General features: G+C 43.5%; 21 protein-coding genes. 13 read left to right on the top strand and 8 right to left on the bottom strand.

Annotated features, from left to right (window positions below):
• Positions 1-22 precede the first annotated feature (22 nt).
• Positions 23-3,424, top strand: coding sequence for an efflux RND transporter permease subunit (locus D1814_RS16165; RefSeq protein WP_118494323.1), 3,402 nt, complete (start codon positions 23-25; stop codon positions 3,422-3,424).
• The gene (locus D1814_RS16160) at positions 3,421-6,600 is read left to right on the top strand and encodes an efflux RND transporter permease subunit (RefSeq protein WP_118494320.1); all 3,180 of its coding nucleotides are present in this window, start codon (positions 3,421-3,423) and stop codon (positions 6,598-6,600) included. The genes D1814_RS16165 and D1814_RS16160 overlap by 4 nt, the downstream gene beginning before the upstream one ends.
• A 126-nt stretch (positions 6,601-6,726) precedes the next feature.
• On the opposite strand, the gene D1814_RS16155 is transcribed toward D1814_RS16160, so the two are convergent.
• Together D1814_RS16155 and D1814_RS16150 are read right to left on the bottom strand one after the other, a co-directional pair.
• Positions 6,727-7,056, bottom strand: a complete 330-nt coding sequence (locus D1814_RS16155; RefSeq protein WP_183037609.1) for a DUF3718 domain-containing protein — start codon at positions 7,054-7,056, stop codon at positions 6,727-6,729.
• A 416-nt stretch (positions 7,057-7,472) separates the two neighbouring features.
• Positions 7,473-8,267, bottom strand: coding sequence for a DUF2189 domain-containing protein (locus D1814_RS16150; protein WP_118494312.1), 795 nt, complete (start codon positions 8,265-8,267; stop codon positions 7,473-7,475).
• A gap of 272 nt (positions 8,268-8,539) precedes the next feature.
• Here D1814_RS16150 and D1814_RS16145 point away from each other — a divergent pair, with 272 nt between their 5' ends.
• The 3 genes from D1814_RS16145 to D1814_RS16135 all read left to right on the top strand — a co-directional run bounded on the left by D1814_RS16145 (position 8,540) and on the right by D1814_RS16135 (position 11,782).
• Positions 8,540-9,760, top strand: a complete 1,221-nt coding sequence (locus D1814_RS16145) for a pyridoxal phosphate-dependent aminotransferase (RefSeq protein WP_118494309.1) — start codon at positions 8,540-8,542, stop codon at positions 9,758-9,760.
• A 1-nt stretch (position 9,761) separates the two neighbouring features.
• Positions 9,762-10,361, top strand: coding sequence for a 5'-deoxynucleotidase (gene yfbR / locus D1814_RS16140; protein WP_025255477.1), 600 nt, complete (start codon positions 9,762-9,764; stop codon positions 10,359-10,361).
• A gap of 77 nt (positions 10,362-10,438) precedes the next feature.
• Positions 10,439-11,782, top strand: coding sequence for an anti-phage deoxyguanosine triphosphatase (locus tag D1814_RS16135; protein ID WP_118494306.1), 1,344 nt, complete (start codon positions 10,439-10,441; stop codon positions 11,780-11,782).
• Positions 11,783-11,846: 64 nt separating this feature from the next.
• Here the strand turns inward: D1814_RS16135 and D1814_RS16130 are convergent, their stop codons facing one another.
• Positions 11,847-12,674: a hypothetical protein gene (locus D1814_RS16130; RefSeq protein WP_118494303.1), complete on the bottom strand. Its 828-nt coding sequence runs from the start codon at positions 12,672-12,674 to the stop codon at positions 11,847-11,849.
• A 298-nt stretch (positions 12,675-12,972) separates the two neighbouring features.
• On the opposite strand from D1814_RS16130, the gene msrP reads away from it, so the two are divergent.
• Both msrP and D1814_RS16120 read left to right on the top strand, forming a co-directional pair.
• The gene (gene msrP / locus D1814_RS16125; RefSeq protein WP_118495417.1) at positions 12,973-13,980 is read left to right on the top strand and encodes a protein-methionine-sulfoxide reductase catalytic subunit MsrP; all 1,008 of its coding nucleotides are present in this window, start codon (positions 12,973-12,975) and stop codon (positions 13,978-13,980) included.
• A 103-nt stretch (positions 13,981-14,083) separates the two neighbouring features.
• Positions 14,084-14,743: a sulfite oxidase heme-binding subunit YedZ gene (locus D1814_RS16120; protein ID WP_118494300.1), complete on the top strand. Its 660-nt coding sequence runs from the start codon at positions 14,084-14,086 to the stop codon at positions 14,741-14,743.
• Positions 14,744-14,765: 22 nt separating this feature from the next.
• On the opposite strand, the gene D1814_RS16115 is transcribed toward D1814_RS16120, so the two are convergent.
• The gene (locus D1814_RS16115) at positions 14,766-15,164 is read right to left on the bottom strand and encodes a YqaA family protein (protein ID WP_118494297.1); all 399 of its coding nucleotides are present in this window, start codon (positions 15,162-15,164) and stop codon (positions 14,766-14,768) included.
• Between the two features lie 328 nt (positions 15,165-15,492).
• Here D1814_RS16115 and D1814_RS16110 point away from each other — a divergent pair, with 328 nt between their 5' ends.
• From D1814_RS16110 to D1814_RS16085, 6 genes are all read left to right on the top strand, one after another.
• Positions 15,493-15,903 carry a deoxyguanosinetriphosphate triphosphohydrolase gene (locus D1814_RS16110; protein ID WP_118494292.1) on the top strand — a complete coding sequence of 137 codons (411 nt, stop codon included), beginning with the start codon at positions 15,493-15,495 and terminating at the stop codon, positions 15,901-15,903.
• 237 nt (positions 15,904-16,140) lie between these two features.
• A complete protein-coding gene (locus D1814_RS16105; protein ID WP_118494289.1) occupies positions 16,141-16,758 on the top strand; it encodes a YchJ family protein in 618 nt (205 codons plus the stop codon).
• 90 nt (positions 16,759-16,848) lie between these two features.
• Complete coding sequence (locus tag D1814_RS16100; protein ID WP_118494286.1) at positions 16,849-18,114, top strand: GGDEF domain-containing protein; 1,266 nt, start codon at positions 16,849-16,851, stop codon at positions 18,112-18,114.
• Positions 18,115-18,252: 138 nt separating this feature from the next.
• The gene (locus tag D1814_RS16095) at positions 18,253-19,011 is read left to right on the top strand and encodes an SDR family oxidoreductase (protein ID WP_232368908.1); all 759 of its coding nucleotides are present in this window, start codon (positions 18,253-18,255) and stop codon (positions 19,009-19,011) included.
• Positions 19,012-19,237: 226 nt separating this feature from the next.
• Entirely contained in the window at positions 19,238-20,653 is a 1,416-nt protein-coding gene (locus tag D1814_RS16090) for an alpha-amylase family protein (RefSeq protein ID WP_118494280.1), read from the top strand.
• Between the two features lie 182 nt (positions 20,654-20,835).
• Positions 20,836-21,600 (top strand): DUF6174 domain-containing protein, encoded by a 765-nt coding sequence (locus tag D1814_RS16085; protein ID WP_118494277.1) that lies wholly within the window; start codon positions 20,836-20,838, stop codon positions 21,598-21,600.
• 88 nt (positions 21,601-21,688) lie between these two features.
• Here D1814_RS16085 and D1814_RS16080 read toward each other — a convergent pair whose 3' ends face one another.
• The 4 genes from D1814_RS16080 to D1814_RS16065 all read right to left on the bottom strand — a co-directional run bounded on the left by D1814_RS16080 (position 21,689) and on the right by D1814_RS16065 (position 25,733).
• Positions 21,689-22,663 carry an NADPH:quinone oxidoreductase family protein gene (locus tag D1814_RS16080; protein ID WP_118494274.1) on the bottom strand — a complete coding sequence of 325 codons (975 nt, stop codon included), beginning with the start codon at positions 22,661-22,663 and terminating at the stop codon, positions 21,689-21,691.
• 74 nt (positions 22,664-22,737) lie between these two features.
• Positions 22,738-23,796, bottom strand: coding sequence for a phosphotransferase family protein (locus D1814_RS16075; protein WP_118494271.1), 1,059 nt, complete (start codon positions 23,794-23,796; stop codon positions 22,738-22,740).
• Between the two features lie 9 nt (positions 23,797-23,805).
• The gene (locus D1814_RS16070; RefSeq protein WP_118494268.1) at positions 23,806-25,035 is read right to left on the bottom strand and encodes an acyl-CoA dehydrogenase family protein; all 1,230 of its coding nucleotides are present in this window, start codon (positions 25,033-25,035) and stop codon (positions 23,806-23,808) included.
• An 11-nt stretch (positions 25,036-25,046) separates the two neighbouring features.
• Complete coding sequence (locus D1814_RS16065) at positions 25,047-25,733, bottom strand: histidine phosphatase family protein (RefSeq protein ID WP_118494265.1); 687 nt, start codon at positions 25,731-25,733, stop codon at positions 25,047-25,049.
• Positions 25,734-25,771 lie beyond the last annotated feature (38 nt).

The raw sequence follows: 25,771 nt of genomic DNA, 5'->3' as shown, positions 1-25,771 counted from the left end.
GGCCTAACAAGGAATTCACACAATGCGTATTGTAGATATTGCTGTAAAGCGCCCTGTTGCCGTTAGTATGTTCACTTTTGCGGTATTGCTATTTGGTATGGTGTCGTTAGGCAGGCTGTCAGTTAACTTACTGCCTGACTTATCCTACCCTACTCTCACTATTCGCGCCGACTACGACGGTGCAGCACCAGGCGAAGTAGAACAACTGGTTTCAAAACCTATTGAAGAAGCCATAGGCGTAGTGAAAGGGGTACGTAAAGTCACATCCACATCGCGAGCAGGTCAGTCTGACGTGGTGCTTTCTTTTTCGTGGGGTACTGACATGGATTTCGCGAGCTTAGAAGTGCGCGAAAAACTCGATGTGTTACAGCTTCCCCTTGATATAGAAAAGCCAAGACTTCTTCGTTTTAACCCAAGTTTAGACCCTGTTATTAAACTGGGCCTCACCGCTCAGAGCGACACATCAACGCTAAGCGTACCGCAAATGAAGCGCTTACGTTTGTACGGTGAACAGCAGGTTAAACGTGCGCTTGAATCGGTAGAAGGAGTGGCTGCCGTGCGCGTTGGCGGAGGTTTAGAAAACGAAATTCATATACTTATTGATCAGCAAAAAGCTAGTCAACTGTCTATTCCTATATCGCGTATTATCGACCGTGTGAAAGCTGAAAATATTAACGCGGCGGGTGGACGAATCGATAACGCAGCCCAAGCGTTCTTGGTGAGAACCTTGAATCAATTTGAAACGCTTAGTGATATCGAAAACCTCTTCATTGGCCGTTTTGAAGGCAGAAACATTCAACTTAAAGATATTGCTACGGTAGAAAATGCGTACAAAGACCGTGATGTGGTAACACGCTTTAATGGTAGTGAAGGCATTGAGATTGCCATCTATAAAGAAGGCGATGCTAACGCAGTTGACGTTGCGCAAAAAGTGGCTGGTCGGTTAAACGAAGTAAATAATAACCTTCCAGAAAATTATATGCTTAACGAAATTTATGATCAAAGCGTGTTCATTAAGCAAGCCATAGATAACGTTAAATCAGCTGCAATAATGGGCGGTATTTTAGCCATGTTAGTGCTGTATCTTTTCCTGAAAGATTTTTGGACCACTGTAATTATATCGGTTTCTATTCCAGTGTCCGTTATTGCTACCTTCAATTTAATGTATGCCAACGACATAAGCCTAAATATGATGAGCTTAGGTGGCATCGCTCTTGCCGTAGGGTTATTGGTAGATAACAGTATTGTTGTTCTTGAGAACATCGATCGCCACAAAAAACTAAAAATAGCAGGTAGTGATAATGCTATAGCTGACGAAAAATCGGCAACAGAAAACAATAAGACAGAGGCGTCTGCCGCCAGCGAAGGTACAAAAGAAGTCTCTGGCGCAATTGTGGCTTCAACACTGACGACTATGGCCGTGTTTGTGCCGCTGATATTTGTAGAAGGCATTGCAGGACAGTTGTTTAAAGACCAAGCGTTGACCGTGTCGTTCGCTTTAGCGGCGTCGCTTGTTGTCGCGCTGACACTTATCCCTGCGATGGCGCACAAGAAGAAAAAGCAACAGCTAGATCACGAAGATGTGTTCACTACCCAAGTACCCACCCCACCTACATCGGTGTTTGGTAAAGCCATGTACTATATTACCTTGCCAATTCGTTGGGCATTCCGGCTTATCTTTGTATTTTTACCTGCTGCCTTAGTGACTTTGGTAGTTGGTACATGGCATATCGTGAGCAAACTACTGGGCGTTGCCTTTAAACCACTTATTTGGGTATTTAATAAAGCATTTGACCTTCTCGCTTCTGCTTATGAAAAACTGCTGCGCGTGAGCCTTAGAGCCAAAGCGCTGGTGTTAGCTACTGCGTTTATTCTTGCTGCTGGCGCGATAATGCTTGTACCAAGATTAGGTATGGAGCTGATACCAACCCTATCTCAAGGAGAATTCTCGGTGGAAGTTACTCTCCCCGCGGGCTCGCCTCTCGCACGCACCGACGCTATTATCAGCGAGCTTGCAGCGGTTGCGGTAAATAACGACGAAGTTGGCGAAACCAGCGTACTTCGCAGCGATACTAAGGTGCTTCGCACGTATGCCATGTCGGGTACGGGCAGCCTTATCAGCGCTGCGCCTAATCAAGGTGGCGATCATTGGGGCCGCTTAAACATTGTGATGCAGCCTACTGCGACGGCTGAAGATATGGACGCCGTAAAACAAGCGCTTCGCGATCATTTAGCCTTTAAACCTCAGGTTCAGGCAAGGTTTTCAGAGCCAGAACTATTTAGCTTTGCATCGCCTATTCAAATTGAAATTGCAGGCTACGATCTTGATCAATTGCAGCAGCATAGCGACGCCATTGCGACTAAATTAGCCAGTTACAGTAATTTTGCAGACGTTACCACCAACATTCGGGACGGAAACCCAGAACTTAAAATAGCTTTCCATCACGCAAAACTTGCTCGATTAGAGCTTGATGCGTCTACCGTTTCCCAGCTTATTGCGGCGAAAGTGGGTGGCCGTGTCGCTACGCAGTATAGCGTGGAAGACAGAAAGGTAGATGTACTGGTAAGAACACAAGAAAACCAGCGTGATGACATTGCGAGCATACGAGCGATTGTTGTTAACCCCGGCTCGGCGCAGCCTATTCCTTTAAGTGCCGTCGCAGACGTATACATGAGCGTAGGCCCCAGCGAAATCACCCGCGTTGGACAGCAGCGTGTAGCATTGGTATCGGCAAACTTAGCCGAAGGTAAGCTTGATGAAGCAGTTGCCGTAACAAATAAAGTTATTGATGAAACCCAGCTTCCTCTATCTTTAAGTGCAACAGTAGCAGGGCAAAGTGAAGACATGCAAAGCAGCTTCCGTTCGCTACAGTTTGCCCTAGCACTTGCTGTGTTCATGGTGTATTTGGTTATGGCTTCGCAGTTTGAGTCGCTGCTGCACCCACTGCTTATTTTATTCGCAGTGCCGCTTGCCGGTGCGGGCTCCGTATATGGCCTGTGGCTTACCAATACACCGCTTAACGTAGTGGTATTTATTGGTTTAATTATGCTGTGCGGAATTGTCGTGAATAACGCTATTGTATTAGTTGACCGTATAAATCAATTGCGCCGCCAAGGGGTAGATAAAGACACGGCTATACTAGATGCTGCTAAGACCCGCTTACGCCCAATTGTAATGACAACTCTAACCACGGTACTGGGATTACTGCCTATGGCATTTGGTTTTGGCGAAGGTGCTGAAATTCGCACGCCAATGGCTATCACCGTTATTTACGGCCTTCTGTTTGCAAGCTTGCTCACCCTCATCTTACTGCCAGTGCTTTACAGCCTGTTCGACGTTAAGAAAGCGCCTGTGAAAGATAACTCTAGTGAAAAAGTAAGCTTTGGTGACGAAGAAGCAATGTCAAAAGGAGGTGTACTATGAGTACATCTTCCCACAACGCTAATAACAGGTCTGAAACCAATACTGAAAAGCGTCAAACAAATGATCCGAATCAACGCCGAACAGATATAGCTTCACAGCCGCGCCTCTCAAAAATTGCAGGTATAGGCGCTGGGCTTGCACGCTTTGCGTTAAATAAGCCTGTTACCATCGGTATGTTGTTTTTGTCTATGCTGCTGTTCGGTATTGTATCTGGCCGTTTACTTCCTTTAGAAAAATTCCCCGGTATTGATATTCCAGAAATGGTAGTGCAAATTCCCTACCCTGATGCGACACCTGTTGAAATTGAGACCATGATCACTCGTCCGGTTGAAGAGGCCGTCGCTACCATGTCGGGGATAAAGCGCTTAAGGGCCCGCTCGTACGACAATATGGCTGAGGTCATTGTGGAATTCGACTGGGATGAAAACCTTAAAGCTAAAAGCATTGAAGCGCGGGAAAAGATTGATGCTATTCGCCACGAGCTTCCTGACGATATAGAGCGGATCATGGTGTATAAATTTAACACCAATGATATGCCTATATTCCAACTGCGCGTATCGAGCGACCGCGACTTATCGAATGCTTATGACTTGCTAGAACGTAACCTTAAGCGCCCACTAGAGCGTGTTCCGGGTGTATCGAAAGTTGAGCTATACGGCACCATGAAGCGCCAAATTACTATTCGCTTAGATCCTAAAAAAATGGCGGCCTACCAAATAGACGGTACCCGTTTAGAGCAGCAGCTTCAAAGCGCAAATTTCTCGCTAACCGCGGGCTACATGTACAACAATGGTGAAAAAATCCTAGTTAACCCAACTGGCGAATTTACCGATGTAAACGACTTTAAAAACATGTGGGTTACCCGCAGCGTGCGCTTGTCTGATATTGCCAGCGTGACCTACGAACTTCCTCAGCGCAACGAAGGACGTCATCTAGATCGCACCTTTGCGGTAGGCTTTAACGTATTTCGCGAGTCTGGCAGCAACCTCGTTGAAGTTTCTGATGCGGTGATGAAAGTTATCGAAAAAGCCAAGGAAGACCCTGAGTTTACAGGTATTAGTTTATTCGTAATGGACGACACTGCGAAAAGCGTAACATCATCGCTTAGCGACTTGCTTAATGCTGGCCTTTTAGGTGCCCTGTTGTCTGTCGCTGTACTGTACCTATTTTTGCGCCAGCTTACTACGACCTTGATTGTGGTGCTGTCGGTGCCGTTTTCTATCTGTATCGCCTTAGGCGTAATGTATTTATTGGGTTACACCCTTAATATTCTGTCCCTTATGGGCCTAATGTTGGCGGTAGGTATGCTGGTAGATAATGCCGTCGTAATCACAGAAAGCGTATTCCAAGAACGCCAACAAGAGAATAATGTTAAACGTGCAACACAAATTGGTGTTAATAAAGTCAGCCTTGCCGTTATTGCCGGAACGGCTACCACGGCCATTGTATTTTTACCCAATATTATTGGGGTAAAAATAGACGTAACTATTTTCTTAGAGCATGTAGCCGTGGCTATTTGTATATCTCTGTTCGCGTCGCTATTCATAGCTAAAACACTTATCCCATTACTGACGACAAAGGTAAAAATTCCAGTAGTAAAAAAGCCTAAAGCGCCAACTTATATCAAAGGCTATGGCCGAGCGCTTAACTGGATGTTGAAGCATCAAAGCTTAACCTGTGTTATTGCTTTATTGCTCCTTGCCTCGACCATTGTGCCCATGCAAATGGTTACTTCAGATGATGAGGGTAATAATAACCAAGAGCGTATTTGGCTTAACTATCACGTAACACAGAATTTTACCCTTGAAGAAGTAGAAAAAACCGTAGATAAAATGGAAGCTTACCTTTATGAAAACCAAGAACGTTTTCATATCAAACAGGTTTATACCTATTTTACTGCCGGCCATGCGGTGAGCGGAATTACGCTTAATGACGACCTCCCCGTCAGTGTAGGAAAAATTAAAGAGGATATACGTGAAGACATGCCCTCTTTTGTGCGAGCCCGTCCATCTTTTCAATGGGATAGCGGCAACGGTGGTGGCGTAAGAGTGACACTATTGGGTGAATCATCAGAAACCCTGCTGACAATTTCAGAACAAATCGTTCCTATCCTTTCAACCATTGAAGGACTTGAAGATGTAAAAGCCGACACCGGCTCTACCCGAGATGAAGTACAGATTCGCATTGACCGAGAGAAGGCAAACCGTTTAGGAATTCAGGTCAACGACGTAGCTAAACTTATCTCTACAGCACTACGGGGCAGTAATTTACGGACATTTCGCTATGGTGACGCTGGTGAAGTAGCAGTACAGCTTAAATTTGGTAGCGATATTCAAGCCTCACTAAGTGAACTTAAGAACATTAACATAGGGTTTACGCAGGGTCAGTCGGTAACGCTGAACATGATTGCAGATTTTTCTGTGGTGCCGCAACTATCTCAAATAAACCGAAACTATCGCCAAACAGCGCTAGCTATAGGTGCAAATTTAGAAGGTGAAACCACCACAGAACAAGCTCGAGAACGTATCGAGAACGCATTAGCTAACATTGACCTGCCTACAGGTTATGAGTGGACACTAGATGGCAGCTTCTCTCGACAAGATGAAGCCAATGCCGTCATGCAAATGAACATGCTATTGGCACTTTGTATGATATACGTAGTGATGGCTGCACTATTTGAATCTCTGATACTTCCAACGTCAGTAATTACATCACTGCTGTTTTCTTTCACCGGTGTATTCTGGGCATTTATGGTAACAGGGACGTCTATGTCTATTATGGGCATGATTGGCATGCTGATACTGATGGGAATAGTGGTAAACAACGGCATTGTATTGGTAGACAGGATAAACCAACTCGTCAATGAGGGGCTATCGCTGTATGACGCAGTAATTGAAGGCTGTATTACACGTATTAGACCTATTTTGATGACAGTAGCCACTACAGTATTAGGACTTATACCACTGGCTATGGGCAGTACCCGCATTGGCGGCGATGGCCCCCCTTATTCACCTATGGCAATAGCTATCATTGGTGGGTTGGTATTCTCGACGCTAACCAGTTTGTTCTTAGTTCCTCTTGCCTACGTGCTGCTGCTAAAGCTTAGGTTTAAAACGCAGCGTTTATTTAAAACCAGTAAAGCCCGTGTAGCCACGTATATAAAAATCGCTAATTAAGACGCATAGTTAAACGAGCAATAAGACAAAAAGCGGGTCTAGTTTTTATCATTTAGGTCATAACGTATGGCCTTAAATAATATCTAGCCCGCTTTTTCTGGACTTCTCGTTACAACAACCAACGCCTTAGCTTCGCGACGTCAAGTATTCGTGTACCGCATCTGCGTGACGCTCTTCAGAAAACTTAATAAGGCTGCTTCCATTACATGTAAGACCTTCTTCAGACGTTACCATGCGCAATACTTCACGTTGGCTAGCGCCAATACGACCTACGTTACGTGAAAGACTCGAACGAAGCACTCTTACGTCATCGTTGACTATCGCTTTACAAAACCCTGCAAACTGGGTTTCGCCTACGAAGCGAATGTCTTTTGACTCAGTGGCTGCATTTGCATTGATACTAAAAGCGACAGTCGCAGTAGCTGCAAAAACTTTAAGTAAGTTAGATAATTTCATTTTAAAATCCTCAATGTGTGGTTAAGGGTGTTGCGCAAGTTTGTGGCAAACTCATAAGTTAAGTTGAGCAAAGCTGAATGAATCAACAATTTGTTCAACGCCCTTTATTTATGCATCAAGAATGAAAAATTTTCTGTTGAATGATTGTGTAACCTGGGTAAACGCTTGGTAAATCAAGTTGTTACGCTGTTGTTACTATGCTAAGCCGTTGAATTTACTATAATAATATAAATTGCATATTACTAATATATCTAGCCAATATATCTATAGGAAGAAAGAAGTATAAGACTTAAGTATAAAAAAGCCCCTTTCGGGGCTTTAAAAGTGTAATTTTAACAAATTTAATAATGTTGCCGCTCACTTATTATACTAATTTACACGATTTTACGTAATTAAATTACACAATGTGACGCAAATTATTCATATTTACGCACGCGCTTAGTCTCAATTGCATCAATGTAAGCGTGCCATGAAGCATAGCCGATAATTGGCATTAGCACGATGAAACCCACAAAACCGGTTACATAGCCAATTGCTACTGTAGAGAAAATAATGGCTCCCCAAATGAGCATGGGTATCTTATTTAACCACACCGCATTCACACTGGTAAGCACTGCAGTAGCAAGGTCTACTTTACGCTCCATCAAAATAGGTTGAGTAAACGCCGTGATGAATAGCATTGCCAGTGTAAACCCCGCACCAACAATTGTGCCTAGCACTAAAAACGGTAATAAGCTTTCTAAATCGTTCTCTATATAAGGCGGATAAAGTGCATGGATGAGCGATGCAACACGCAACCAAAATATCATCATTACCATAAGTAGTATGGCAAAGCCCCACTCGTTAAACGCGTTTCTTCGCATTGCGCGCAGTGAGTGACGAAGTGAAGGCTTATGGCCTTTCTCCATTTCCCAGCTTACATCGTAAAGGCCAGCGGCCAGAAATGGCCCTAACAACATGAAACACACAATGGCGGGTAGAATAACCAAGTGCCAACCCGTCATTTCAACCAAGTACATAATAAACCAAGGAATTACCGCGAAAAGCACGCCATAAAATAAGGTGAGACCAGGTGCGCGCATGGCGTCTCTTAATGCCAGTGACAACCACTTTATTGGGTCGCCGACGTCTAATTCTTTACAGGGAATAACGCGTGCTATACCACTTTGCGTGATCGCATTCTCTGGTGTTTCTTTGAAATGGTGGGACATATTCTTATCACCTCTGCTTGTTAGCCTGTTTGTTACTAACGCGTTTTTTATACACGCCTTACTATTACGATAGGCGCTGAACGAAAAGTTCACAAGCTATTAACATAAATTTTATACTTAAGTGACAATAGAAATATTTATCTCGTTATATGTTCAATAAATAGTCACTTGATAAAAAAAGTGGTACTTAAAGAGGAAATACTGCAAAAAGGCCATCGCATATGGCTTTGTATTGCGATAATCTCAGGGTATGTAAATCAACCAGATAGACCATGAAAACTGTATCTCGCTCACATAAATTAGATAACGTTTGTTACGACATTAGAGGCCCAATCGCTGCGCAAGCACGCAAAATGGAAGACGAAGGTCACCGTATATTAAAGCTGAATATAGGTAACCCTGCCCCATTTGGATTTGAAGCTCCTGACGATATCGTAAAAGACGTTATACATAACCTGCCTACGTCTCAAGGATATTCAGACTCGACAGGAATTTATGCCGCCCGCGTGGCCGTGATGCAGTATTATCAACAGCGCAACATTAAAGACATTCGTGTAGACGATGTTTATATTGGTAATGGTGTATCTGAGCTAATCATGATGGCAATGCAGGCGTTACTTAATCATGGCGATGAAGTACTTATTCCAAGTCCTGACTACCCGCTTTGGACAGCCGCAGTAAGTTTATCATCAGGCTCACCAGTTCACTATCGCTGCGACGAGCAAGCGGGCTGGTTCCCCGATATTGACGATATAAAAAGTAAAATCACCAGTAAAACTCGCGCGATCGTATTGATTAACCCTAACAACCCTACCGGTGCAGTCTACGACAAAGCCCTCCTGCAAGACGTGGTTGAGGTCGCCCGCGAACACGGCTTAGTCGTATTTAGCGACGAGATTTACGACAAGATTCTTTACGACGAAGCAAAGCACACCAGCATTGCTTCACTGGCTGACGATGTATTTTTCGTTACCTTTGGCGGATTGAGCAAAAATTATCGCGTAGCGGGCTTTCGGTCAGGTTGGCTTGTTGTCAGCGGGAATAAACGTCTTGCTACCGATTATATCGATGGGCTTAATATATTATCTTCTATGCGTATGTGCGCAAACGTACCGTGTCAAAGTGCTATTCAAACTGCGCTTGGTGGCTATCAAAGTATTAACGACCTAGTTAATGAAAATGGCCGACTACGCATTCAGCGCGACGTAACCACAGATATGCTTAACGGTATTGATGGTATTTCTTGCGTTAAGCCCAAGGGAGCAATGTACTGTTTTGCCAAGGTGGATGAAAAGAAATTCAACATTCAAAACGATGAACAAATGGTGCTGGATTTATTGAGTTCCGAAAAAATTCTGCTGGTGCACGGTCGCGCCTTTAATCTGACGGAAGGCACGTACTTCCGATTAGTATTTTTACCGCACAGCGATGTATTAGTGCCTGCACTGCATCGTATTGGCAACTTCTTTAGAACGTATAAGCAAGGGGCGTAACGTGTCTGATAGAAGTCACTTTTTTGCTCATTTAGCGCGTTTAAAGCTTATTAATCGCTGGCCGCTAATGCATAATGTGCGCACAGAAAATGTGCAGGAGCATAGTTTGCAGGTGGCCATGGTTGCCCACGCCCTTGCTTTAATTAAAAATAAGTTTTTTGGCGGCACGTTAAACCCTGACCGCATAGCTACCATGGCAATATTTCACGATGTGTCTGAGGTACTGACGGGAGACCTCCCTACCCCAGTGAAATACTTCAATCCAGCGATCAAAGAAGAATATAAAAAAATAGAGAAAATTGCAGAGAATAAGCTTATTGAAATGGCGCCTGAAGCGTTTCGTGAAGACTATGCAGCACTGATTGATCATCACTACCATAGTGAAGAAGAAGCTTTTATTGTGAAAGCTGCCGATGTGCTTTGTGCCTACCTTAAAACGCTCGAAGAACTGGCTGCTGGCAATCAAGAGTTTAAGCTAGCTAAAAAGAGACTAGATAAAACGCTAAAAGAATATCACTCTGAAGAAGTGGACTACTTCTTAACGCGCTACGTACCAAGCTTTTCTCTAAGTCTTGATGAAATTACGCAAGACGATATGTAAGTAAGGCGATTCACCGCCCACGAATTACTATACTGACGAAACATAAATAGCGAAAATAGCATGGCAGCGAGGTTTTTTTGGCAACAAGTGAATGGGAATTAGCATTACACGAGCGTCGTTTACCCCGTAGCGAAACAAGGGACGGCGATCATCGTAATCCATATCAACGTGATAAAGCACGCGTGCTTCACAGCGCGGCGTTTCGCAGGTTGCAGGCGAAGACCCAAGTGCTTGGCGTGGGGCTAAGCGACTTCTATCGCACGCGACTTACACACTCTCTAGAAGCCGCCCAAATTGGCACGGGAATAACGGCTCAGCTTTGGGTGAAATTTCCAGATATTGCCAATACGTTGGCACTTGACCCTACGCTAATCGAAACCCTCTGCTTGGCTCACGATATTGGTCACCCACCTTTTGGTCATGGCGGTGAAATTGCGCTCAATTATATGATGCACCAATACGGCGGGTATGAAGGAAACGGCCAAACTTTTAGGATCATCACTCAACTAGAGCCCTACACCGCCGAACACGGCATGAATTTGTGTAGAAGAAGCGTATTAGGCTTGGTTAAATATCCGAACTTTATTGATGCCCTTCATAGTAAAAGCCCCTCGCCTGAACGTCCGCTTTCGCTTCGACAGGTTAAAGCTCATGACTGGCATCCGCCGAAGGGGCTATTTCGTTGCGACGAACCTTTATTCGACTGGTTACTTGCGCCATTTAGCAATGAAGATAAAGATGCATTCATGCAGTTTACTGCAAAACCGAATTCCCACAGCAAAACTCGATTTAAGTCGTTTGACTGTTCAATTATGGAATTATCTGACGATATCGCCTATGGCATTCACGATTTAGAAGATGCCATAGTTATGGATATGGTCGACAAAGATCAATTTGTAGTTGATGTAACCGAACCACTTGCAGCGCTTGATGTGAAGTGGCTTTCAAAGAACATTGAAACATTAACTAACAAACTGTTCAGTGCAGCACATCACGAAAGAAAGAATGCCATTGGTGCATTGGTAAATAGCTTTATTACAGCTATTGAAATAAAAGGCGTGGAGGGATTCGCTCATCCGCTACTTGCGTTTAACGCAGTAATGCCTGAAAAATTTGCGCACGCCCTAGAGCTTTTCAAACGCTTTGTGTTTAACAAGGTAATACGCCGCCCCGATGTGCAGCTTCTTGAATACAAAGGGCAGCTGGTGGTTATGGAGCTTTTTGAAGCTTTTGCATCAGATCCTGACCGTTTACTTCCCGAAAATACCCAAGTCCGCTGGCGTAAGGCCTGTGAGAACGACAATGGAATGCGCGTTCTCGCCGACTATATATCTGGCATGACCGACGAATTCGCCTCTCGCTTGTACAGCAATATCTTTTCACCAAAACAAGGCGGTATTCAAGATAGTTTGCATATGTAAACTAAGCGACTAATTTGCCAATCATGCAGCAATATTTGTTTCTAGAAATAGCGTTGGGCTTAACTTACAAATGAGTAGTCGTACTTGCTAACCAAGGAAGGTGCTCAATTTCAATATTGCTGTACACTCTGTTTGTTAGCGATGCTGCTGGTATTACACCTTCATTTTCAAGTTGTTTGATCAAGCGCTTCGTAGTCAACTCGAGGGATTGGGCACGCATTTGATTATAGCCAACGGCCAAGTTTCGCAATAGCAGGGCAACATCAATGCGCTCATCTAATACGCTTTCGGGATAGCGTTTGTGAAAGTTAAGAATTGCGCGATGTGTTTTCGCCATGAAAACTGTTTCTCTGGTAACCATCCCGTACATTTGAGCGGCTAAACTTCGCGTTAGGTGGTCTGTTTCTCTAAAGTGCCTCATTTGGACTTGATTAAAATATTCATCATTTGCATCAACCAAAGTGTCCAACGCTTTAAGGGTGTATTTTACTTTTTTATTCCCATAAAGCATGCAGCTTAAAAAGTTTCGACGCTGCAACCTATCGTTCTTTAAATTTGCTTTGGCTTTTTCATACAGGTCGGATATATCTTCCAGCAAAAGTGGAGAAGTACCGTTAGCGATGTTCGCTGATAAAAATTGAAGACCGAGTGAAGCTACTACCATATCGGGCAATTGCACGTTGGGGTCAGTTAATATGTTTTCAATTGCACTAAGCGTAGAAGCTTCGCTTTGATTTGGGGTGCCCGAAATAATGGAGTAATATAGGGCTGCACCTTTATCTGAACTACGCTCGATGAAAGGAAATGCATCGATGTTGGATAATTCGTTAGCCCAACTGATATTTGCCACATGTACGCACAAGACAAACACGATTGCCGAAAATACTCTCATAGGGTGCTTTCCTTCGCTGTGAACATCAACTTTTTTGTCTGATTTAAACCCTACTGCCATTATTACAACATGTCAAAATCGAAGAATTGTAACAACACCGCATTTTCTTGAAATTTAATACCAAGTTTTAAGGTCCAATTTAATACGAACCTAAAACTTAATTACTGTGCGCTCGTATTACCAGATATGTAAAGACATTAAGTAAAGCTTAATGCGCGCCAGAACATTCTCAAGTGTCAAACATACACAGAGAACCCATTTAGAAACGGCGTTTTTAACGGCAGATAAAGGTAAAGTGATGGCAAAACCATTTAAATCCTCAGTAAAATTAACTGACAATGACGTAACCAGTGAAAACGTTTATATGAATCGTCGTTCATTGCTCAAATCTATGGGCTTTGTGGGCGCGTCCACACTGTTAGCAAAGTCAGCAGGTGCTGCAGGTTGGTTTTGGGAAGATGAGGAAGAAAAAGCTGCGTTTAAGGGGAAAGCGCTTGAGTTTAGCCAACCATCTAAATTTCAAATAGCGGAAACCCGAACGCCTGAAGATAAAGTCACCAGCTACAACAATTTTTATGAGTTTGGTACCTCTAAAGATGCGCCAGCCAAGAATGCGACTGGATTTCAAACCAATCCGTGGACGTTAAAAGTTGATGGCATGGTGAAAAACCCTCTTGAACTTGATCACGATGCCTTAACCAAACGCTTTCCCTTAGAAGAGCGCATTTACCGTTTGCGCTGTGTTGAAGCATGGTCGATGGTGGTGCCTTGGATTGGGTTTGAGTTAGGGGCGTTATTAAAACAAGCCGATCCGTTGATGTCAGCCAAATATGTAGCATTTGAAACTTTATATGACCCTGAGCAAATGCCTGGACAACGAAATCGCTTTACCGGTGGCGGTATTGATTACCCATATGTAGAAGGCTTGCGACTTGATGAAGCCATGCACCCGTTAACGCTTATGTCGGTTGGCCTTTACGGGAAAACCTTGCCGCCTCAAAACGGCGCACCTATCAGACTTGTTGTACCGTGGAAATACGGCTTTAAGAGTATTAAGTCTATTGTAAGAATTCGCCTTACCGACAAGAAGCCCCCTACCACCTGGAATAGACTGGCCGCCAATGAATATGGTTTTTACGCCAACGTAAACCCAAACGTATCACACCCTAGATGGAGTCAGTCCAGTGAACGAAGAATAACCACAGGTGGGCTACTCGCTAGAAATCGCATCGACACCCAAATGTTTAACGGCTATACCGAAGTTGCGCCATTGTACAAAGATATGGATTTATCCCGTTATTATTAATGAGTAAAATTCTTTGCTAGTGGGGGACCAGATGTAATTTAACCGCTCCCCACCTTAAAGCAATTGCCCCTATTTTCCGTTCTCTTATTAAGTTGTACGATTAATGACGCTAAGAAAAAAACCGTTTCGATTCTCTATCTGGCAACGTCGTGGCCTAAAAGGTCTTATTCACCTTTTCGCATTAGGCTACATCGCTTGGTTGTTTTTTGCAGGGATAACCGATCAGCTTGGTCCAGACCCTGTAAACACGCTCATCAACGAAACCGGAACCTGGGCAATACACTTTCTTTTACTAACACTTACTCTTAGCCCACTTGCTAAGTGGCTCCCTAGCCCTGAACCGATGCAATTCAGACGTATGATTGGCGTATACACCTTTGTGTACGCCATTGCACACCTGCTCACTTACATTTTGTTTGAGCTTCAGCTTGATATGGCATTAATTGCTAGCGAGATAGTAAGCAGGCCTTATATTATTGTTGGCATGGCGGCACTACTTCTTCTTTTAGCACTTACGGCTACGTCGTTTAAGCGCATCCAGCGCAACATGGGTAGAAAATGGCAAAAGCTTCATAACAGCATTTACTTGATACTGCCCCTTGCACTACTGCATTTCAGTTGGTCGCAAAAAACTTTTTGGCAAGAGCCGGTTTGGTATTGGATGGTTGGACTGATATTAATGAGCCCAAGAATGAAGCAGTGGTATGTATTGTACCGAAAAAAAAGCCAAAAGAAGTCGAGAGACAAAAACGCAGTGGCGTGAGAAAACTAAAGCCGAAAAACATTCAATTAAGTACATAAAGCAGCGCAGCATAACGCGCTGTTTTGCTAATAGTTACCGCGAGGATAAAAAACCAAAGCGGGCTTCTCAGTACACCTGCTACTAGCGTTATAGGGTCTCCAATAATAGGTACCCAGCATAAAAACAAGCTCCACTTCCCCCACTTTGTAAAGGTGTGGCTTGCACGATTAAACGCCGCTTCGCTTACTTTTAACTTATGCGTCGCAATTTCTTTTCCGAACCTGAAGCCCAATGCATAATTCACTACCGAGCCCAGTACATTTCCTAACGAAGCAACAACAAGCAACAACACCCAGCTCAACCCATTACTGTATAAAGCACTAAGCACAATTTCAGAACTAAAAGGCAATATAGTGGCAGCCAAAAATGCCGATAAGAACATCCCCAAGTAGCCTAAATGTATTAATGCGCTCAACGCTCCTCCAGCTTTATACAGTAGTTTTCTATGTAAAATTCGCGCGCATCTTACCTTAATCGGAGTATGAATACTTCCTTCAGAATTCGATAGAACAAAAAAACCATTATCTTTTATATAGTTACTGAGGAAGCGCCAATTTGTGTGAAAAAAGTACAACTAAATACTTGCCAAAACCCTCTTTTATGAATACTGTATACGCATACACACTGTATATGTAAACAGTAATAATTAATAACAGTATTCCCGAGGTTCGAATTATGAACTTTAGGGCAAATGCATAAAGGGTTTTACTATGAACACATCTTCAGTTTCACGATTTAATGCTTTGCGCGCTTCGGTTTCAAATGTTGTTCAACTACCTTTGCCGATTGAAGGGTTTCCTGGCGAAAAACAAGGTAATGGAAAAGGAAGTAACAACAAAGGTTGGAATTATCTGCTTTCAAATACGGTGTCGTTTTCAAAAAACGTTGATCACGCTATTCGTATACAAAAGCCCGTAAAAGAGAAGATACCAGAATGGATCAGTAAGCTTATTACGGGCGGTCAGTGTAAAACGCTTTATGTAGAAAACATCGATTTAGACCTTCAACCAACAGACAGTGAAATGATTAGAAAGCTTTGTGAGCTGTACTCTGTCAGCCTAGTGAATGTGCGTGTTAACAGCATTAATGACGAACAAAACGTTGCATTAGGCCCTTGGTGATACAAAGCCTGTTTATGCTTAAATCTTGCTTTTGCTTGAATAGAGAGCCGTTAGCAAAGTCTAAACATATATTCTCACACCGCTCTTTGGTGTGGACTCTTTAACATGTACCCTTAGGCACGGACCGCCACGGATTCTTTGAATATCGGCAACATTTACGTTTAAAAAAGTTGGGGCTAACGCCACTTCTATTTATACTGTAGCGCTTTGTAATTCTCTTAAATTGCGAGTTGTCTTATGCGCTGTTACTGTTGCTCTTCAAAGCCCTTCAACGAATGCTGCGAACCTTTTATTAAGGGCGTTAAAAACCCTAGTTCTGCAGAGCAACTTATGCGCTCACGATTTTCAGCTTACGCTACAGCGCATTATCAATACATTTTGGAAACCTACACCAAAGAAAAACAGCAAGATCTTTGTGTAGAAGATTTGGTTCAAAGTGCACAAGGTGCGACATGGTTTGCGTTGAAAGTACACCCCACTCTAGCGACTAACTCCAAAGATAGCTTGGTGGGTAACTCGATCGGCAGCACTGAAGCTAGTTCGATAGACAATTCTGTACATGTTCCCGCTAAAGTCGAAGCGCTGACCGACGCCGAGCCTATCTCTGAGCCTAATTTAAAGTCCATCGCCAAGCCCAATACTGCCGTCGTTGAATTCACTGCTTACTACTTTGAAAATAAAAGCATGTATCAGCTTCACGAAACGTCAAATTTTAATATTGAAGACGGTAAGTGGCGTTATCACGACGGTGTACTACACGACGACTGCGGAAAAATTAAGTACGGAAGAAACCTCCTATGCGTTTGCGGTAGCAACAAGAAATTCAAACAATGCTGCAGCCTTAAAAACCATTAATGTTTTAGAATATTGAAAAAGTTACTCTAGAAGGATAATTGCTCTACACTAAAATAAGATGATGAGCTCGTTCAGGAAAATAGCTATAACATGATCAACACATTGTCGCTTCCGCTTTTTGTGACATCTAGCATCTGCTTGCTGATGAGCTTTTTTTTTGCTTTGCTCTATTATCGCTTAACTTTCCACCACCAAGAGCCCGTTAAGTACTATTTCCTATTTGCTCTTTCGGCTTTCATAAGTTCAATTTTCTTCGGGGCTTTTGGTGTACTGGTCAATGCAGGTGAGAATCTTTTTGCTCTTAGTGTTTCAAATAGACTTACCATTATTGGGGCTATGTTCACTCTAGTCACCAGCCTGCATTTTTATCTTGCTTTTTATAAGTACAAAGCTCCGTATTTATTGAAATGGTGTTATGTCGTTTGCGGAATATTTTCTCTTTTAACTGCAATACCTAGCCCCTATTTTTTAGACAACGCCTTTTATGCTACGTCTAGGTACTATACCGGGCTAAAGTACGGGCTACTTTTCGAAATCTGGGGTCTTTGGATTTTAGTATTGGGATCGTACTGCATATATATACTCGTTCGAGTTTTTGTCCGGCAGCGCTCAAGACTTGAAGAAAGCGGCCCTATTCTACTGTTACTTTTAGCTAACACTCTATGGCTTATAACCGGTATTGGCGATACCCTAACCGGTATCGAAATTATCGACCTTCCACCGCTCACATGGCTTGGCTCTTTTGTAGTTACCAGCACCATCGCATGGGTTCTAGTGCTTCACATTGATGGACTTTATAAAGAAAGACGTACGCTCAACAATCGATTGATGTACGATCATTTAACTCAAGCACTCTCGCGTAGTTTTTTAGAAGTAAAGCTAAATGATGCCATTTTTAGGATTAAAAATAGCGACATAAATCGATTAGTGGTATGCATATTTGATGTTGATAATTTTAAAAATATCAACGACAACTACGGTCATTCCAGTGGTGATGTATTGTTGAAGAACATCACTCAGATTGTAAAAAAATATTTGAGTCCGAGTGACTGTATTGCACGTTTGGGCGGCGATGAATTTGTAATCTTGTTTACCAGTGAGCACGCTTCTCTTAATGCTGATAATATTGTAGAGAGAATTCGCCAAGAAATTTCGTCCACAATATTTGTTTCAAAAGAGCACACATTTAGTACAACTTGCTCATTTGGGATAGTAAACATCTTACCTGGTATCGAAGTAACTGAAGACCCAGCGCATGATATTTTATCCATCGCTGACGAAGCGCTATACGCCGCGAAATTTAACGGCAAAAATACCATGAAAACATCGACTATAAGTAGTTTTACTCGCTTTTAAAATGTGAAGGCTTAATCGGCTTTCAATTTTATAGTTCAACAACCAAGTAAAGCTAATAACTTTGACGTTAGTGGGTCCATGCCTGATTTCACTTAGCTATATATGTGATCTTTTACCTCTATTTTTAGGAAGGAACCTATGACTGTAACTAAATGGAGGTACTACATTATGGATTTACAAGGTAAGACAGCGCTTATTACAGGTGCAAATCGTGGGATTGGAGAGGCAACTGTAGACGCTCTTTTCGATAAAGGCGTGAGCAAGGTCTATCTGGCAGTACGCGATACTGAATCAACTACTCATCTTCATGACAAATACGCAGATAAAGTAGAAACTCTGCAAGTCGACGTTACTGACAAAGCGTCAGTAAAAAGCCTCGCTGACAAAGCAACTGATACTCACATTGTTATCAATAACGCGGGGATTATGAAGCATGAATCACCGTTAAGCGAGAATGCTGAAGACGCACTTCGTAGTGAGTTTGAAGTGAACGTGTTTGGTTTAATTCATGTTGCACAAGCATTTGAATCGACATTGGTTGCAAACAAAGGTGCCATTGTTCAACTTAATTCAATCGCATCAGTTAAAACGTTTGGCGACATATCAACGTACTGCGCATCTAAAGCAGCAACCTATTCGTTGACCCAAGGCTTGCGTGAAAAACTATCTGAAAAAGGAGTAGCAGTCATTAGTATCCACCCAGGCCCTATTGGAACTGACATGGGTAAAAATGCGGGCTTTGATGATGCTCCCGGACCAGAAGTTGTTGCAAACGCGATAGCAGAAGCGCTAGAAAGTGAAGATTTTCACACATTCCCTGATGACACAGCCAAACAAATTGGCGATGCATACGAAAGTTTCGCGGAGAACATTATTTTAGGCGATATGTCGTTATAACCTTCAAAATGGACCGCCCCCGTGCACAACAATCAGGGGGCGCTGCTCTCTGCCGTTCATTACACCTTACGCACACCTCTTAGTAAGCAACCTATATTAATCAAAAAGCACTTTTTTCTTAACCAATAAAAAACATGAATACGTATGCAACTTGTTTATCAGTGGTTAATAAATTGTAAATATAAATATCATCTTTTATCCGTTCCCTTCTGAAAGAGATCACACTATGAAGATGAAGAAACATGCAGCAGGTTTATTAATAAGTGTCGTATTGAGTACGCCAAGTTATAACAGCCATGCAGACGTTATCCTACACGCGTTTAACTGGACCTACGACGATGTTGCCGCAAAAGCGCAAGAGATTGCAGACCTAGGTTACAAGAAAGTACTTGTTTCGCCAGCTTATAAATCAACAGGTAATCAGTGGTGGGCGCGATATCAACCACAAGATTATCGAGTTATTGACAACCCTCTCGGTGACACTGCTGACTTTCAAGCGATGGTAAGTGCATTAAATGCCAAAGGTGTAGAGACCTATGCGGATATTGTCTTTAATCATATGGCGAATGAAGCATGGAAACGTTCAGACTTGAACTACCCCGGAAGTGAAGTACTACAACAATACTCTTCAAATCAGGGATACTACAATGGCATTACATTATTCGGTGATGTAAGTAGCGGCCTTTTTGGAGGTGGAGACTTCCACGGTACGTATGATCAAGGTGGCCCTAAGTGCATCAGTAACTACAGCAACGTTGGTGATGTTCAGTACAATAGGTTATGTGGAGCGGCGCCAGATCCTGGTTTGCCCGACCTAGACCCCAATAATTGGGTAGTAGTCCAACAAAAAGCGTATCTTCAGGCATTAAAAGACATGGGTGTTACTGGTTTTCGCGTTGATGCTGCAAAGCATATGACCAACTATCATATAAACGCGGTGTTCGACAGCAATATCAAAAACGACGTACATGTTTTCGGAGAAATAATTACCACAGGCGGTGCAGGCTCTAGTGAGTATGATAACTTCCTTGCACCTTATTTGTCAGCAACAGGTCACTCGGCCTACGACTTCCCGCTTTTCGCGCAAATACGCAGTGCATTTAGCTTCGGTGGCTCGATGAGTGCCTTAGCTGACCCAAGTGCATACGGTCAGGCTTTATCAGGCGAGAAAGCCATCACGTTTAGTATTACCCACGACATACCTCTAAACGACGGCTTCCGCTACCAGTTACTTGATCCTACCGACGAGTATTTGGCAAATGCCTATGTACTAGGGCGTGATGGTGGTGTTCCACTACTGTACTCAGATAACAATGAAAGTGGTGATAATCGCTGGGTAGATTTATACAAGCGAGATGACATCAAGGGTATGGTTAAATTTCATAACAGTGTTCAGGGCAGTGGCATGCAAGTGCTAAGTCATAACGACTGCATTATTTTCTTCAGGCGTGATCATCAGGGTCTTGTGGGTATTAATAAATGCGCAAACGGCCAAGATATTTGGGTAGATACATCAACAGACGATCTATGGTGGCACAGAAACTACCGCGATACGTTAAGTAACGATGTGCAATATATTACCACTCAGTGGCACAAGTTCTATATACCAGGAAGAAGCGCCCGAATGTGGCTTATGGAATAAGTCAGCGTCACAACGTTCTTGAGTGAAATTGTTTACTTTTACATCAATTATATTAATATAAATTTTATAGCGGTTTTGTATTATGTGAAGTGCAAAGCCGCTTTTTTATTTCTAATTGCCACAAAACTGCCGCGAAACCTATTATCGCGGCTAATTATGAAAAATAAAAAACAAGGAAAGTTATGATTTCTATTTTACGTATTGCTACGGTGATTTCTGCTACTACGCTCTTATTAGGCTGCGGTGGTAGCGATTCAAACGATGTACTCGACGACCTGAACGCTAATCGCGCAAAGTGGGAAACCGAGAACATCGACACTTATCAGTTTGAGTATCAAGTATCATGTTTTTGCACCGAAGAAACTACGCTACCTCGCTTAGTCTTGGTAGAAGGCAGCCAGGTCACCTCTCAAACTATTATTGAAGGCAATATTGCCTTACCCTTAGATGATGCAACTACAGAAAGCATTGATAGCTTGTTTCAACTTATTGCATTAGAAGAAAGTCGCGCAGAATCGCTATCGGTAAAATACGACCCTGAACTCGGCTACCCGACCGAAATTAACGTGGATATCAACGAGCAAACAGCTGACGACGAATATACCCTAACAATTAGCAACCTTGTTGCCGAAGGCGATGTGGCTTGTACAGCAACGGTAGAAGATGGCCTCTTGCTTTCGGTAACAGATCAAACAACGCAAATGCCGATTGCATGTGGCGTTACGGCTACTGCAATGGAAGAAGCGTATTCTGAAACTGTTATGGTTGATGATACGGATTGTGCAGATGACGGTTTAATTGCAATGCTTGACGAACGTTCTGGCTTTTACACCCTCACAGTACAAAAGCAGGGTTATCAAGACTATCAGGTAGATAATTTAGGCATTGGTAAAGACTTGTGCCATGTGTTGACCAGAGAGTTCAACGTAGAGCTAGTTCCTGAATAACTATTGCTCAAAGATTCACGAAAAGAGCCTGAACCATAGAAGAGTCAGGCTTTTCACGTTAGTTTACCTTTTAGTCGTGCCTGCAGCGTTAAGGCACAAGTACCATCTTACCTTTTACCTCTCGGTTCATAACCTTCGCCATAGCTTTGGTCGCTTGTTCTAATGGCAGGGCTTCATCAACCACAACTTTAACTTTTCCTTGCACGTACCACGTAAGCAGCTCTTGCATATTCTCAGCGAACCCCTTCGGATCGTGCTGAGTGAATGAGCCCCAAAATACGCCCATGACCGAGTAGCCTTTAACTAGAGCAAGATTTACTGGGAACTTTGGAATTTCACCACCCGCAAAGCCTACAACGAGTAAACGCCCTTCCCAAGCCATACTGCGACTACAAGCGTGGAAGGTATCGCCACCAACGCATTCATAAACTACGTCAGCGCCTTTCCCGCCAGTCACCTCTTTCAGCGTTTCTTTTAGGTCTTTTTCTTTGTAGTTAATTAAAACATCAGCGCCATACTCTTTGGCAAGGGCTAGCTTTTCTTCAGTTGAACAAACGGCAATAACTTTAGCCCCCATTATCTTGCCTATTTGCACAGCTGCTAAGCCAGTACCACCAGCAGCACCGGTTACAACCAACGTTTCGCCGGGCTGCAGCTTTGCCCGTTGTTTCAAAGCGTGATGGGCTGTTGCATGGGCAGTTACAAGGGCAGCCCCTTCGTTTACGTGAATCGGATCGGGTAACGGCATGACATGCGTAGCTGGGATTAGCGCTTTTTCTGCGTAACCACCTAAGTTAGAGAGCGCGATAACTCGCTGCCCTTCTTTTAGGTGGCTTACGCCCTCGCCTACTTCGCTTATAGTACCCGCCACTTCGTTACCAGGGACAAATGGGAAGTCTGGCTGCATTTGGTACAAGCCTTGAACTAATAAACCATCTGGAAAATTAACGCCTGCGGCTTCTACGTTCACCACCACATGGCCTTTCTTAACTACTGGGTCTGCCACATCTTTTAATTGAAGGTCATCAAGTGGCCCGAAAGATTCGCATACAATTGCTTTCATACTGTCTCCAGTTTCTATGTTCGACGTGCCCGCTGTAAATAGCATGGCATGTCATTAAATACGTTAAGTGGCGTTTATTCGCTGTGGTGTATGGTTTGATTTGCAATTTGAGCAAGCGGTCGCACCATTGCCCCCAGCTGCATAGCCTTTTCACTTGACGCATTGCCATCGTGAGCGCGCTTCACTACACCTTGTAAAATAGCGGCCAAACGGAAAAAACTAAATGCCAAATAGAAGGTCCAGTTATTAATGGCCGCAATACCTCTGCGCTCGCAGTATGCATCGATATACTCTCTTTCTGTAGGTATACCTAACTGTTTTCTATCAAGCCCACCTAAACCAGCGGCGTGGGCAATGTCAGAAGGCAAACGCAGCTGCATACACTGGTAAGCCAAATCGGCGTAGGGGTGACCCAAGGTTGAAAGTTCCCAGTCTAATACTGCAACCACCTGCGGATTATCAGTATCAGACATATCAAACATCATGTTGTCTAAGCGAAAATCACCGTGAACTAGCGACACTTGGCCATCGTCCTCAGGCAAATTAGTTTCTAGATACTGAATAAGACGCTCAATCTCTTCAATATGCTCAAGTTCAGATGCTCGATACTGCTTTGTCCACCTACTTAATTGACGCTCGAAGTAGCTACCAGGCTTGCCGTAATCGCTTAAGCCAGCACCTTCAATATCGACACTATGAAGCGCAGCAAGAACTTGATTCATTTCATCGTACATTGCACCGCGTGTCGCAGAAGACTCTACTTCCGGTAACGCGCTGTTCCAATAAATCTCCCCCTCTACAAACGCCATTATGTAAAACATGCTGCCAATAATGCTAGTATCTTCACATAAGTGGTACGCTTTAGGCACTGGCACTTTTGAGCCCTGCAAGGCATTAATAACGCGGAACTCTCTGTCTACCGCGTGCGCAGATTTCAGTAACTTACCCGGCGGTTGGCGACGTAATACATAAACGCCATTATCCGTGGTTAGCTTAAATGTAGGGTTCGATTGTCCGCCTGCAAATTTTTCAGCGCTTTCAACGTGCCCAACACTTGGGCACGCAGAAGATAAGTATTCATTAAGCGCCGTTAAGTCTATCGCGTGTGGCGCATTAGCTTTGTCGTTTGGCACACTTACTCCTTATGCGTTTTTTTCAGCAATTAAATTGCGTCCAAGCTGCATCATGTGAACTTCATCTGGGCCATCTGCTAACTTTATTGTGCGCGCATACGCATACATCGCAGATAGCACGAAGTCTTGACTGGTTCCGGCAGCACCATGCATTTGAATGGCTTGGTCTATAACTTTACATGCCATTGTGGGCGCTACAATTTTGATAGCTGCAATTATGTCTCTAGACACCTTGTTACCGTAGCGATCCATTTTGTCTGCCGCTTTTAATGTCAGCAAACGTGCCTGTTCAATATCGCAGTGCATTTGAGCAATATTTTCTCTTATCGACTGCTGCTTTGATAAAGGCTTACCAAAGGCAACACGCTGTTCAACACGTTCACATGCCATGTCCAAAGCACGCTGTGCACAGCCAATAAGGCGCATGCAGTGGTGAATACGACCGGGCCCTAAACGACCTTGGGCAATTTCAAAACCGCGACCTTCTCCTAGCAATAAGTTCTCGGCCGGTACGCGGACATCTTCAAACAAAACTTCAGCGTGACCTACTGGCTCATCGTAGTAGCCCATCGCTGCCATAGGCCGCACTATAGTTACGCCTTTTGTATCCATTGGCACTAAAATTTGAGACTGCTGTTGGTGACGAGGAGCATCAAAATCAGTTTTGCCCATTACCACCATTATCTTGCAGTTTTCGTTCATTGCGCCGCTGGTATACCATTTACGACCATTTATTACATACTCGTCACCATCGCGTGTAATAGACGTTTCGATGTTTGTCGCGTCACTCGATGCCACTGCAGGCTCAGTCATCGCGAAAGCGGAGCGTATTTCTCCGTTTAAAAGCGGCTCTAACCACTGCTTTTTATGCTCTTCGTTACCGTATTTGGCTAACACTTCCATGTTGCCTGTATCCGGGGCACTACAGTTAAAAATCTCCGCACTAAACAACACACGCCCCATTTCTTCGCAGAGCGGCGCGTACTCAGCATTAGTTAGACCTGCACCATAAGGCTTATACTCTTCAGGTAAGAACAAATTCCAAAGACCCGCTTCTTTGGCACGTTGCTTTAACGTCTGCATCATTTGCGGCGTTTTCCAACGACCTTCACCATTATTGGCTGAGCCATTTTCTACGGCATGAATGTACTCTTTTTCAATTGGATACACTTCTTCTTTCATAAACGCTTTTAGCTTTTCTAAAAGCGCTTGGGTCTTCTCATTATACTCAAAGTTCATAACTGCCCCATTTAGCTGTAGGTAATGGCGTGTAACCTGTCTATCACATCCAGGTGAGGTACGCTGTTGAAGTTATTTAAATGTACACCTCGCGCATTGGCGAAGCATTGTGAAAAGCTGGCATTGCGAATTTGTAAGTTCATATTCACAACCGTTTTAGCATCGTAGCCGAGGATGTGTTTCAGCATCATGGCAATAGCGCCACCCGAGCTAACGACCAGTACTCTTTTAGCGTCTGCCGTTTTAAGATGAGCAAGCATGGAGTGGACACGGCCTTCAAACTGTTCCCAAGTTTCATCTAACAATTCATGAGCTAGCTGGTCTTCAGACCAAGCTATCATTGCCTTTTTAAGCAGTCGGTAGTATTCGGAGGGCGATGCGCCTTCTGGCACCTTCGCTTCGGGAAATCGTGTTAAATACGCTTTGGCCACCGCTTGGAAATTAAATTCGTTGAGCGCGCTGTTGACTGTTGCATCAGGCAATGCGTATTCGTTAGATGCTATACCTTTCGCGATACCCTCTTTAGTTTCGTGATGGCGAACCATATCACCAGAAAATACCGAATCGAACTGAATGTTGCGATGCTTAAAATAATCACCAAGCCAGATAGCTTGTTGCCCACCTAACTCGCTAAGTTTGTCATAGTTCGCTTGCCCAAAAGACGCTTGGCCATGGCGTACTAAATAGATGTCTGTCATACCGCCGCCTGATGTTATGAATATGTTAATCATTTCAA

Source organism: Alteromonas sp. BL110 (assembly GCF_003443615.1).
Lineage (GTDB): Bacteria > Pseudomonadota > Gammaproteobacteria > Enterobacterales > Alteromonadaceae > Alteromonas.
Note: the sequence above shows the minus strand (reverse complement) of the source record. Positions and strands in the feature narration are given on the sequence as shown.

Coding starts and splice junctions, on each gene's coding strand:
- D1814_RS16100 (WP_118494286.1), top strand. CDS start 16,849: ATGATCAACACATTGTCGCTTCCGCTTTTTGTGACATCTAGCATCTGC.
- D1814_RS16150 (WP_118494312.1), bottom strand. CDS start 8,267: ATGTCCCACCATTTCAAAGAAACACCAGAGAATGCGATCACGCAAAGT.
- D1814_RS16155 (WP_183037609.1), bottom strand. CDS start 7,056: ATGAAATTATCTAACTTACTTAAAGTTTTTGCAGCTACTGCGACTGTC.
- D1814_RS16090 (WP_118494280.1), top strand. CDS start 19,238: ATGAAGATGAAGAAACATGCAGCAGGTTTATTAATAAGTGTCGTATTG.
- D1814_RS16070 (WP_118494268.1), bottom strand. CDS start 25,035: ATGAACTTTGAGTATAATGAGAAGACCCAAGCGCTTTTAGAAAAGCTA.
- D1814_RS16110 (WP_118494292.1), top strand. CDS start 15,493: ATGAACACATCTTCAGTTTCACGATTTAATGCTTTGCGCGCTTCGGTT.
- D1814_RS16115 (WP_118494297.1), bottom strand. CDS start 15,164: ATGTTCTTATCGGCATTTTTGGCTGCCACTATATTGCCTTTTAGTTCT.
- D1814_RS16105 (WP_118494289.1), top strand. CDS start 16,141: ATGCGCTGTTACTGTTGCTCTTCAAAGCCCTTCAACGAATGCTGCGAA.
- D1814_RS16145 (WP_118494309.1), top strand. CDS start 8,540: ATGAAAACTGTATCTCGCTCACATAAATTAGATAACGTTTGTTACGAC.
- D1814_RS16095 (WP_232368908.1), top strand. CDS start 18,253: ATGACTGTAACTAAATGGAGGTACTACATTATGGATTTACAAGGTAAG.
- D1814_RS16080 (WP_118494274.1), bottom strand. CDS start 22,663: ATGAAAGCAATTGTATGCGAATCTTTCGGGCCACTTGATGACCTTCAA.
- D1814_RS16130 (WP_118494303.1), bottom strand. CDS start 12,674: ATGAGAGTATTTTCGGCAATCGTGTTTGTCTTGTGCGTACATGTGGCA.
- D1814_RS16120 (WP_118494300.1), top strand. CDS start 14,084: ATGACGCTAAGAAAAAAACCGTTTCGATTCTCTATCTGGCAACGTCGT.
- D1814_RS16065 (WP_118494265.1), bottom strand. CDS start 25,733: ATGACAGACATCTATTTAGTACGCCATGGCCAAGCGTCTTTTGGGCAA.
- D1814_RS16160 (WP_118494320.1), top strand. CDS start 3,421: ATGAGTACATCTTCCCACAACGCTAATAACAGGTCTGAAACCAATACT.
- msrP (WP_118495417.1), top strand. CDS start 12,973: ATGGCAAAACCATTTAAATCCTCAGTAAAATTAACTGACAATGACGTA.
- D1814_RS16165 (WP_118494323.1), top strand. CDS start 23: ATGCGTATTGTAGATATTGCTGTAAAGCGCCCTGTTGCCGTTAGTATG.
- D1814_RS16085 (WP_118494277.1), top strand. CDS start 20,836: ATGATTTCTATTTTACGTATTGCTACGGTGATTTCTGCTACTACGCTC.